The 10,857-nt window shown below is 29.0% G+C and carries 9 protein-coding genes; 7 read left to right on the forward strand and 2 right to left on the reverse strand.

Annotated features, from left to right (window positions below):
* Window positions 1-111: 111 nt before the first annotated feature.
* Window positions 112-2,004, reverse strand: a complete 1,893-nt coding sequence (locus H518_RS19640) for a SulP family inorganic anion transporter (protein WP_043706826.1) — start codon at window positions 2,002-2,004, stop codon at window positions 112-114.
* A gap of 145 nt (window positions 2,005-2,149) precedes the next feature.
* Between H518_RS19640 and pyrR the strand changes: the two genes are divergently transcribed.
* Genes pyrR through H518_RS0109895 form a run of 5 tightly spaced genes read left to right on the forward strand, consistent with a single transcriptional unit; the run spans window position 2,150 to window position 5,281 of the window.
* A complete protein-coding gene (pyrR, locus tag H518_RS0109875; RefSeq protein ID WP_028888902.1) occupies window positions 2,150-2,704 on the forward strand; it encodes a bifunctional pyr operon transcriptional regulator/uracil phosphoribosyltransferase PyrR in 555 nt (184 codons plus the stop codon).
* 24 nt (window positions 2,705-2,728) lie between these two features.
* Complete coding sequence (locus tag H518_RS0109880) at window positions 2,729-3,661, forward strand: aspartate carbamoyltransferase catalytic subunit (RefSeq protein ID WP_028888903.1); 933 nt, start codon at window positions 2,729-2,731, stop codon at window positions 3,659-3,661.
* A gap of 2 nt (window positions 3,662-3,663) precedes the next feature.
* Window positions 3,664-3,996 carry a hypothetical protein gene (locus tag H518_RS0109885; RefSeq protein WP_028888904.1) on the forward strand — a complete coding sequence of 111 codons (333 nt, stop codon included), beginning with the start codon at window positions 3,664-3,666 and terminating at the stop codon, window positions 3,994-3,996.
* A 31-nt stretch (window positions 3,997-4,027) separates the two neighbouring features.
* Window positions 4,028-4,345 (forward strand): T9SS type A sorting domain-containing protein, encoded by a 318-nt coding sequence (locus H518_RS0109890; protein WP_028888905.1) that lies wholly within the window; start codon window positions 4,028-4,030, stop codon window positions 4,343-4,345.
* Window positions 4,346-5,281 carry a ribonuclease Z gene (locus H518_RS0109895; protein WP_028888906.1) on the forward strand — a complete coding sequence of 312 codons (936 nt, stop codon included), beginning with the start codon at window positions 4,346-4,348 and terminating at the stop codon, window positions 5,279-5,281.
* 2 nt (window positions 5,282-5,283) lie between these two features.
* Here the strand turns inward: H518_RS0109895 and H518_RS0109900 are convergent, their stop codons facing one another.
* A complete protein-coding gene (locus H518_RS0109900) occupies window positions 5,284-5,646 on the reverse strand; it encodes a CoA-binding protein (protein WP_028888907.1) in 363 nt (120 codons plus the stop codon).
* Window positions 5,647-5,741: 95 nt separating this feature from the next.
* Between H518_RS0109900 and H518_RS0109905 the strand changes: the two genes are divergently transcribed.
* Both H518_RS0109905 and H518_RS0109910 read left to right on the forward strand, forming a co-directional pair.
* Window positions 5,742-8,210, forward strand: coding sequence for a TonB-dependent receptor domain-containing protein (locus H518_RS0109905; protein WP_028888908.1), 2,469 nt, complete (start codon window positions 5,742-5,744; stop codon window positions 8,208-8,210).
* A 97-nt stretch (window positions 8,211-8,307) separates the two neighbouring features.
* Entirely contained in the window at window positions 8,308-10,686 is a 2,379-nt protein-coding gene (locus H518_RS0109910; RefSeq protein WP_028888909.1) for an outer membrane beta-barrel family protein, read from the forward strand.
* Window positions 10,687-10,857: the final 171 nt, after the last annotated feature.

Below are 10,857 nucleotides of genomic sequence, written 5' to 3' on the forward strand. Positions count from 1 at the left end.
ATCTAATTTAAACAAAATGAGTCCGATAAAATATCGAACTCATCATTATCAAAATTAATTATAAATTTGTCTAAACTTTTGGGTGCACTCTAATTGCGGGATTTTTTTTATTTAAAACTTATATTCTGATAAAGGCTTTGGAAAATCTTCAGGGTTTGCTGCTAAATGATAACGAGGATCATCTACCGCTTCTTCTATAACCCCTCTAAAAACAGGGCTTGCTTTATATAACAATACCTTACAATCTTCACTTAAATGCTTAAGTGTTACTTTTTTTCCTGCTGCTTGATACTTTTCTACCAATCCAAAAATAGCTTCAATAGCCGAATGATCTGCAACTCTAGACTCTACAAAGTCAATTTCTACAGTATCTGGATCATTTTTAATATCAAATTTCACATTAAAATCTGTAATACTTCCAAAGAATAAAGGCCCCCATATTTCATACACCTTGGTTCCATCTGGTTTCAGTCGTTTTCTTGCTCTAATTTTTTTAGCACTTGACCAAGCAAAAGATAATGCTGAAATTATAACCCCAACAAATACAGCAATTGCTAAATCAAAAATTACAGTTACTGCCGATACTATAATTAAAACAAATACATCTGATTTGGGTATCTTATTCATAATTCTAAAACTAGACCAAGCAAAAGTCTCAATAACCATCATAAACATTACTCCCACCAAAGCTGCAATTGGCACTTGCTCAATATATTTATCAGCAAATAAAATAAAAGTTAATAAAGTTAACGACATCATTACTCCTGATAATCTTCCTCTACCACCTGCGTTTATGTTAATTACTGTTTGCCCTATCATACCACAACCACCAGTACCACCAAATAAACCACTTACCATGTTACCAGCACCTTGTGCTACACACTCTTTGTTTCCATTACCTCTTGTTCCTGTTAGCTCATCAACCAAATTCATTGTCATTAATGTTTCAATTAAACCAACAGAAGCGGCTAAGAAAGCATAAGGTGCAATAAACTTTAAGGTATCTAAATTAAAAGGCAAATTACTCCAAAGTTCAAGTAAATTTAATTTTTTAGAAATTTCATCTATCCCGTTTAAACCAGCTCCTCCACCATCTCTAATAAAATCACCTACATTAATTGAAGATAAACCACTAAATATTGAAATTAAAGTAACTATTAAAATAGCTGTTAAAGCTGCTGGCACCTTAGTTGTTAATTTTGGCAATCCCCATACAATAAGCATTGTTAATAATACTAAACCAATCATAGTATATAACTTTTCACCTTGCATTGTCGATTTTACAACACCTGTATCTTTTACTGCATAAAATCCATCTTCTTTTACATTAAAAATAACTTTTTTAGTTATTGGATTAAAAACCTGACCATCAGATATAATAAATTCTTCTTTACTAGTTTGATAATTAATAACCGATTTTTCTTTAATTTTATATAAAACAGTACCAGATAATATATCTTTTACTTCGTTATTATTTACATTATATACTAATTCTTTAGTTTCAGTTTTACGTTTATTCTGACCAAAAAAATCTTTTGAATTTTCTGTAAACATTCCTAATTGAGCCATAAAAATAACAATAGCTAATCCGTTTACAAACCCCATCATTACCGGGTGTGGTATTAATCGTACAAATTTACCTAACTTAAAAATACCTGCTAACACTTGTATAACACCCATTAATACGACTGCTGCTAACAAATAAAAATACCCCATATTTTCTACAGGATTATCAAATAGGAGACCTTTTGCATGCCCTTCTTGAATCATGTGAACAAAAATAACTGCTACAGCTCCCGCTGCCCCAGATATTAAACCTGGTCTACCACCAAATATAGCTGAGATTATCCCTACTACAAAGGCACCAAATAATGCTACAATAGGACTTATTTGAGCTACAAAAGCAAAAGCTACCACTTCTGGTATCATTGCTAAAGAAACTGTTATCCCCGCTAACGTATCATCTTTAATCTTAAGTTTCTTATTTTTAATATATTTCATCATAATATTCTAGGCTATTGTAAAAGTTGGCAAATGTAAAGATAATTTTATTCATATAGTTTTATGTTTAGTCAACTTTAATTTTGCTGACATAATTTTTTACTTTATTTTTGAACGTTGAACTATCGAACCAATTTGATAGCAAAACATGAGCAGGAAAATACTACTTACTTCGAAAGATATTGAAATCATTCTGCATCGATTAGCATGCCAGTTAATCGAAAATCATAACGATTTTTCTAATACCGTTTTAATAGGTCTTCAACCAAGAGGTTCTTTTTTAGCAAAAAGATTAGCAAAATTGTTAACAGAAGAATATCATATTAAAGATTTACAATTGGGTCTTTTAGACATTACTTTTTATCGTGATGATTTTCGCAGAAGAGATGAGCCATTAGAAGCTACATCTACTAAAATTGATTTTTTAATTGAGGGTAAAAAAGTAGTAATTATTGATGATGTTCTTTATTCAGGAAGAAGTGTGAGAAGTGCTTTAACAGCTATTCAATCATATGGTAGACCTGATAACATAGAATTATTAGTCTTAATTGATCGCCGTTTTAGTCGTCACTTACCAATTCAACCCAATTACAGAGGAAGGCAAGTAGATGCTATTAACGAAGAAAATGTGATTGTTAATTGGCTAGAAACTCACAAGAAAGATACTATTTACCTAGAAAACAAGCCTACAAAGCTTGATTAGTTATGATTATAAAAATAAACTAAGATGAAGCAGTTAAGTGTTGAAAATTTATTAGGTATTAAATACCTTAACAAAACTGATTTAGAGCTTATCTTTGAAACAGCTTCACATTTTAAAGAAGTTATAAATAGACCTATTAAAAAAGTACCTTCTCTTCGAGATATTACGATTGCTAATTTATTTTTTGAAAACAGTACACGTACAAAGTTATCATTCGAATTAGCTGAAAAGCGATTATCTGCCGATGTTATTAATTTTTCTGCAGGTCAGTCATCAGTAAAGAAAGGAGAAACTTTAATAGATACTGTAAACAATATTTTATCAATGAAAGTTGATATTGTTGTTATGCGTCATGCAAGTGTTGGTGCAGGAATATTTTTATCGAAACATGTAGATGCTAAAATAATAAATGCTGGTGATGGAACTCACGAACACCCTACCCAAGCTTTATTAGATAGTTTTTCTATGCGTGAAGCTTTAAATAGTAATTTAAAAGGTAAAAAAATTGTTATTGTTGGTGATGTTTTACATTCTCGCGTTGCATTATCTAACATATTCGCTTTACAATTACAAGGAGCAAAAGTAAAAGTTTGTGGACCTACTACTTTAATTCCTAGATATATTTCTAGCTTAGGTGTTGAAGTTGAAACAAATTTAAAAAAGGCCTTAGAATGGTGTGATGTAGCCAACGTTTTACGTGTACAACACGAACGTATGGATATTAAATATTTTCCGTCAACTAGAGAATATACACAGCTTTTTGGAATTAATAAAGAACTTCTAGATAGTCTTGGCAAAGAAATTGTTATTATGCACCCAGGTCCTATAAATCGAGGTGTTGAACTAACAAGTGATGTTGCTGATAGTAATCAATCTATCATTTTAAATCAAGTAGAAAATGGTGTAGCTGTACGAATGGCAGTTATATATTTATTAGCACAGCAAATAAAGAGATAGTTATGAAAATAGAAGATAAAACTAACTATATTTTAATTAGCCCTGAAGAAAATACTTTTTTAAATTTCATGTCAACATTTAGTAATGAACATGATAAGTTAAGAAATAAACACCTTATTATTAAAATTTTAGGTAATTTTAACGCTTCTAAAGAAAATATTTCACTATTTTTGAAGTATTCAAATGAGCACCAAAATAATGGCACGTCTTTTGTAATAATATCAAAAAACGTGAATGTTGATGATTTTCCAGAAACATTTAATATTGTTCCAACATTAGTTGAAGCTGAAGATGTTATAGAAATGGAAAATATTCAACGCGATTTGGGTTTTTAACATTTTATTTATTACCCCTAAATGAATACATATGGTAAAAAAAATACTTTTTTTATTCTTATTAGTTACCTTATCTAGCTTTTCTCAAAAAAAGTCTATTGATGGTATGGTTGCTTCACCAAACCCTTTTACTAATAACACGACTATATTCGTTAACTCTAAAGTTAGTCAAAATGTAATTTTAACTGTTAGAAATGTACTAGGTAAAACTGTATACTCTAAAAGAATTAAGGTTACAAACGGACGCAATTCTATTCCTTTTGATCGTAATGATTTAAAATCAGGTATGTATATTTATGCCATTCAAAGTAATAAAGAAGTAATTTCTAAACGTTTTGTAATACGATAAATGAGCTTAAATTTAACTATTTTAGGTTGCCATTCTGCAACTCCTAGAGTAAATTCACACCCTACATCTCAATATTTAGAAATTAATAACAATCATTTTTTAATTGATTGTGGTGAAGGTACTCAAAGACAAATGCGAAAATATAAGATTGGTTTTTCTAAAATAAACCACATTTTCATTTCTCATTTACATGGTGATCATTTTTTTGGGTTAATAGGACTTATATCTACTTTCGGGATTTTAAATCGAGAAAAAGATTTACACATCTACGGTCCAAAAGGTATTAAAGAAGTTACAACTCTTCAATTAAAACTATCAAAGTCTTGGACAAAATATCATCTATTTTTCCACGAATTGGAGTCTAAAGAAAGTGAATTAATTTTTGAAGACGATAAAGTTACTGTTCATACAATACCATTAGATCATCGAGTTTACACAAATGGTTTCTTATTTACAGAAAAAGAAAAGCCTAGAAAATTACATATTGGTAATATTGAACAGTATAAAGAAATAGATACTTGTGATTTTCATAACATTAAAGCTGGGAAAGATTTTACTTTATCTACTGGTGAGGTTATTTTAAATTCTGAATTAACAATTGATCCTCCTAAACCAAAAACGTATGCTTTTTGTAGTGATACTAGTTACAAACCAAATATTGTTCCTATAATTAAAAATGTAGATTTACTATATCATGAAGCTACTTTTTTAAAAGATAGAGAAGATTTGTGTGAAAAAACGAAACACTCTACTGCTGAACAAGCTGCTGACATTGCCAATAAAGCAAATGTAAATAAATTAATTATTGGGCATTATTCTAGCAGATACTCTAACATACAAGATTTTAAAAAAGAAGCGCAAACTATTTTTAAAAATGTAGAATTAGCGGAAGCTGGAAAAAAATACACTCCAAACGCTACACCTATTACAATTTAAAATTAATATTGATTCGTTGACAATAACACCAACGTACAAGCTATTTCTGATTTTATTCCATTTTCTTTTAAGAGTTCATAAAATATTGTATTTTCTGTCCCAGGATTAAAAATCACCCTATGAGGATTTAAACTTATTATATAATCATAGTATTCTTTCTGTCGTTCGGCATTTAAATATAATGTAACGGTATCAATATCATTAAATTTTATTTTTTCTGTTTCAATAATAACACCTAGCACTTTACCTTTTCTTAAACCAATAGCAGAGGTTTTTACATCCCTACCTATCAACCTTTTAATTGCGATATTTGAATATCTTGTAGGATTCAAAGAAGCCCCTACAACTAAAGTATTTTTTTTCATAATTGTTAATAATACGTTAAACTCAGTTAATTACAGTAACGAAAGTAATCAATAGTAAGTCTACTAAGTATCAAAAACAATTCAAAACTAACAAAATGAAAAAAATAATATTAATCCTTTTAACTGTATTTAGTGTGAATATTTTTGCACAAATGCCTAAAAGTAGCTTACCTAAACCGGGTACTGTTTCGGGTAAAGTTATCGATAAAATAACCAAAGAACCTTTACCATATGTAAACATAATAATCAAAGACTCTGCCAAGAAAATTATAACTGGTGGAATAACAAATGACAATGGTACATTTTCTATTAAAAATATCCCAGAAGGAAAAGCTTTTGTGGAAATTCAATTTATAGGATATAAAACAGTTTCTAAACCAATTGATGTTAGCTCTAAAAGTAAAAAAATTAACCTTGGTACTATATCTTTAAACGAAGATTCTACAACTTTAGATGAAATTGAAGTAAGAGCTGAAACATCTACAGTTGTTCAGAAGATAGATAGAAAAGTAATTAATGTTGGTAAAGATTTAACCTCTGCTGGTGCAACTGCCTCTGAGTTACTAAACAATGTGCAATCTGTAAGTGTTGATAGTCAATCTGGAGAATTAAGCTTACGTGGAAATTCTAATGTCCGCGTTTTAGTTGATGGTAAACCTACAAATATGAGTTCTGCTCAATTACTACAACAAATACCTTCAACCTCTATTAAGAGTATTGAATTAATTACCAATCCTTCTGCAAAATACAATCCTGAAGGAATGAGTGGTATTATAAATATTATTCTGAATAAGAGTGCAAATATTGGTTTTAATGGCTCTATTAATACAGGAATTACTCATGGAGTAAATACGAGATACAATGGTTCATTAAACATGAATTATAAAACTGGTAAAGTTAACTTTTATACAAATTTAGGTTATAATGCTGGTAAGAGTCATAATTTTGGTCACGTTAATAGAACTGGAATCAATGCGTCATCTCAAAATTTCATTTTTGATAATGACCGAAAATCATACTTAGTAAAATTTGGTGCAGATATTTATATCAATGATAAAAACACCTTATCTTTTTATACTACACAAAACAGATCGGATGCTTTTAATACTGGTTCTGTGAAAATATATGAAGCAAATACACTAACCAACAATGCTCCTAATACATCTGATAATGATAACTCTTCAGGTAGTTATAATTTAAACTACAAAGTTGATTTTAATAAAAAAGGACATAATTTAGAACTTGAAGCAACTTATTCTGATTCAGAAAATGATGAAGATGCAATTACGAATGAAACGATAATACCTACTAGTGATTCTAAATATAAATTTTTGAATTATTTTAATACTATTAAAAATGATAGAAATAATACATTAATTAACCTTGACTATACGAACCCAATATCAAAAAACGGAAAATTAGAACTGGGGTTAGAATATAGAACTAACGAAACTAAAAACGGAAACAATACAGATCAATATGGTTTTAAAGTAGATATTAACGGAAATTTAATTTTAGACCCAATTAACAATGCTCCAATTATAGAAGCAATTGGTAGCTCTTCTTTTACATACAATAGAGATATTTTTTCTGGTTATGTAAATTACGGGCATAAATTCAACAAAATAACGATGCAACTTGGGGCACGTTTAGAACAATATAATGTAGAAGGTAGTTTTACTAATAAAAATGAGACTAAGCCTTATACTGATAATATTTTCAGTATTTACCCATCTGCTTTTTTCACTTACAATCCCTCTGATAAAAATCAATTTCAATTAAGTTATAGTCGCAGAGTTGACAGACCATCTATAGGACAAGTAAACCCTATTAGAGAATGGAGTACTCCGTTAATTACATCTGTTGGTAATCCTAATCTAAGACCTCAATTTACAAATTCATTTGAAGTAAATTATACTAGAAAAATAAAAGGAGGATCACTTACTTTTGGAACATTTTACAGGAAAGTAACTGATGAAATTTCAACTATTCTATATAAAGACCCATCAGATAATACCAATACTAGGCAAATAAAATCAGATCAAAATTTTGATGGAAATGACAGGTATGGTTTCGAGATGTCTAGTAATTATAGAATAACAAAATGGTGGAGAGCAAATGCTAGTTTAGATGTATACTCACAAACATTAAAAGGACTTGTTAGCGGAGCACAGAAAGAAGTACAAAATACCGCTTTTAACACAAGATTAAGTAATAGTTTTACAGCAAGTAAAAAGCTGAAATTTCAGTTATTCGCTATGTACAGAGGCGCAAATAAAAACTTACAGTTTAATATTGATCCAATGTGGATGATTAATACCGGAGCTAGTTATAAAGTATTGAAAGGAAAAGGAAATATTACTTTTAGAGTAAACGATATTTTTAAAGGAATGAAATTTAAATTTAACTCTACTGACCCGTACACTCAAACAGGTCAATTTAACTGGGAAAGCAGAACTGCATATATTGGATTTAACTATAGATTTGGTGGTGGTAAAAACAAAGCCAAACGAAGAAGAAATAGAGATAATAATGAAAAAAGCGGTGGCGGTGGTTTTATATAACAAAATCTCCTTTATTTCAGATATATAACACTAAAAAAACCAAAGATAATACTTTGGTTTTTTTTGTTATATTTATCGCACGAAAGTCCCCCTTTAAATGAAAAAGTTAATAATACTAATTTTATTAGTATGTATACATGGTTATAGCTACGCTCAAGTTGCTAAAATTACAGGTAAAATAGTAGATTCAAAATCTAAATCACCTCTTAATTACGTTACCATTTCTTGTAGAGATGCTAACAATAAAATCATTGATGGTACAGTTACCAATCAAAAAGGTGAATTTATTCTTAAAAAAAAACGTAGAAAAAAAGTCTTTTTAAGCTTTCAGTTTATAGGTTACACAACTCAAACTAAAGAAATAGAATTAAATTCTTCAAATACTAACATCGGAGTAATTTATTTACAAGAACATTTAACGAACATCGATGAAATAGAAATACAAGCTAAAACTACAACAATAACTCAGAAAATAGACAGAAAAGTAGTTAACGTTGGTAGAGATTTAACGACTGCTGGTACTAATGCTTTTGAAATGTTACAAAATGTACCTTCAGTTGACATAAACTATTTAAATAATGAAATTACTTTTAGAGGCAGCGCAGGTGTACTTATTTTAATAGATGGAAAACCTTCAAATTTAAGTTCATCTCAATTATTAAAATCAATTCCCTCTTCAACAATAAAGAGTGTAGAGTTAATATCTAATCCATCAGCAAAATACAATCCTGAAGGAATGAGTGGTATTATTAATATAATTCTTAAGAAGAACGCTATAATTGGTTTTAACGGAAGTATTACTACTGGTATTGAGCATAGTAAAAACACACGATTAAACACCAACTTAAACCTAAACTATAAAAAAGGAATATTTAATTTCTATACTAATTACAACAAAGATTGGGGAGATTTAGAAACAGATTACCACTTAAATAGAAATGATAAAAATATTACACAACTTCTAGACCATCTTGATAAATACAGCGATCATAACTTTAAAATAGGTACAGATATTTATTTAAATAAAAAAAATACCTTATCTCTATATACCTCTCATTATTTTAGCAATTCAGATTTTTACACGAATGGTTTTATTCATGAAAATGATGCATTAAAATTGCACACTCCTAACCTTTCAGTATATAATTATTCAGAAAGCGCTTACAATATTGATTACAAATTAAATTTAGATGATAAAGGACATGCTTTAGAGCTAGAACTTAATTATTCAATAAATAAAAACCCTGAAAATTCAACTAACAAAGAAACATTAAACCCTAATTCGAAACTATACAACTATAATAATACTATAACTGACAATAGAAACACATGGTTAGTTAACTTAGATTATACAAAACCTGTTGCAAAAGGAAAACTAGAACTAGGTATTGAAGCAAGAATACACAGTACATATAACCAAATACTAACAGATCAAGAAATAGCAATAACCACTACTGCTAATGCTCCTAAAGGAAACACTATTTTTAATTATGACCGAAATATCTATTCTGGTTATGTTAATTATAATAAAGATTTTAAAAAGTTTTCTTTTCAAACAGGTTTGCGTTTTGAACAGTTTAATGTTGAGGGTGTTTTTAAAAACACACAACAAACAACCTTAGATAATTATTCTGATAATATTTTTAACATTTACCCTTCTGCATTCTTAAGTTACTCGCCTTCAGAAAAAAATCAGTTTCAAACTTCTTATAGCAACCGTGTAAACAGACCTGGTATAGAACAAGTAACCCCAATACAAGAATTTACGTCTCCTTATATTATTTCTGTTGGTAATCAAAAATTAGCTCCTCAATACACTAATTCTTTTGAAGTAAACTATACCAGAAGTTTAACGAAAGGGTATTTCACTTTTGGACTCTTTTACAGAAAAACATCTGACAAAATAGGTAAAAACATTACTTTAAATAAGGTAGATAAAAACATTCAATATATTTCATACCAAAATTACAACAATTCAAATAGTTACGGTCTTGAAGGATATGCTTCTTTAAAGCCTACAAAATGGTGGAGTTTGTCTCCGAGTTTTAGTTTATATATACAAGATAAATTTGGCTTATTAAACAACGAACAAACAAGTATAAAAAACACCGTATTTAGAACGAATATTTCAAGCAGTTTTAAAATATCAAAAAAAGTAAAACTACAAATATCTGGTTTATACAGAAGTAAATCAGAAGGAATTCAATTTACAGTATCTCCTTTTTACACTATCAATACTGCGGTAAGATTATCCGTTTTAAAAAATAAAGCAGCAATTAAATTAAGAGCTAGTGATATTTTTAACACTTTAAATTACACTTTTTCTTCAAGAAATCCATACTCGCAAAATGGTCATTATATTTTAGAAAGGAACACTATTTACCTTGAGTTCTCTTATAATTTTGGCACTAGTAAATCTAAAAAAAGAAACCGCAAAGAACGTGATAAAAATGAAACTAGCGGGGGGTTATTTTAATAAACAACTAATTTAAACATTCACTTTTCAGGCTATTTATTCTTAAAAATATTTAAACAAAAAAAACCGAAGCATATAGAGTGCACCCAAAAGTTTAGACAAATTTATAATTAATTTTGATAATGATGAGTTCGATATTTTATCGGACTCATTTTGTTTAAATTAGATTTT

The organism is Tenacibaculum ovolyticum DSM 18103 (assembly GCF_000430545.1).
GTDB classification, from domain to species: domain Bacteria; phylum Bacteroidota; class Bacteroidia; order Flavobacteriales; family Flavobacteriaceae; genus Polaribacter; species Polaribacter ovolyticus.

What these genes read in the sequence shown, in the direction of transcription:
- H518_RS0109880 (WP_028888903.1), top strand. Translation starts at nt 2,729, where the DNA reads ATGAAGCAGTTAAGTGTTGAAAATTTATTAGGTATTAAATACCTTAAC.
- H518_RS19640 (WP_043706826.1), bottom strand. Translation starts at nt 2,004, where the DNA reads ATGATGAAATATATTAAAAATAAGAAACTTAAGATTAAAGATGATACG.
- H518_RS0109885 (WP_028888904.1), top strand. Translation starts at nt 3,664, where the DNA reads ATGAAAATAGAAGATAAAACTAACTATATTTTAATTAGCCCTGAAGAA.
- H518_RS0109905 (WP_028888908.1), top strand. Translation starts at nt 5,742, where the DNA reads ATGAAAAAAATAATATTAATCCTTTTAACTGTATTTAGTGTGAATATT.
- H518_RS0109910 (WP_028888909.1), top strand. Translation starts at nt 8,308, where the DNA reads ATGAAAAAGTTAATAATACTAATTTTATTAGTATGTATACATGGTTAT.
- pyrR (WP_028888902.1), top strand. Translation starts at nt 2,150, where the DNA reads ATGAGCAGGAAAATACTACTTACTTCGAAAGATATTGAAATCATTCTG.
- H518_RS0109890 (WP_028888905.1), top strand. Translation starts at nt 4,028, where the DNA reads ATGGTAAAAAAAATACTTTTTTTATTCTTATTAGTTACCTTATCTAGC.
- H518_RS0109895 (WP_028888906.1), top strand. Translation starts at nt 4,346, where the DNA reads ATGAGCTTAAATTTAACTATTTTAGGTTGCCATTCTGCAACTCCTAGA.
- H518_RS0109900 (WP_028888907.1), bottom strand. Translation starts at nt 5,646, where the DNA reads ATGAAAAAAAATACTTTAGTTGTAGGGGCTTCTTTGAATCCTACAAGA.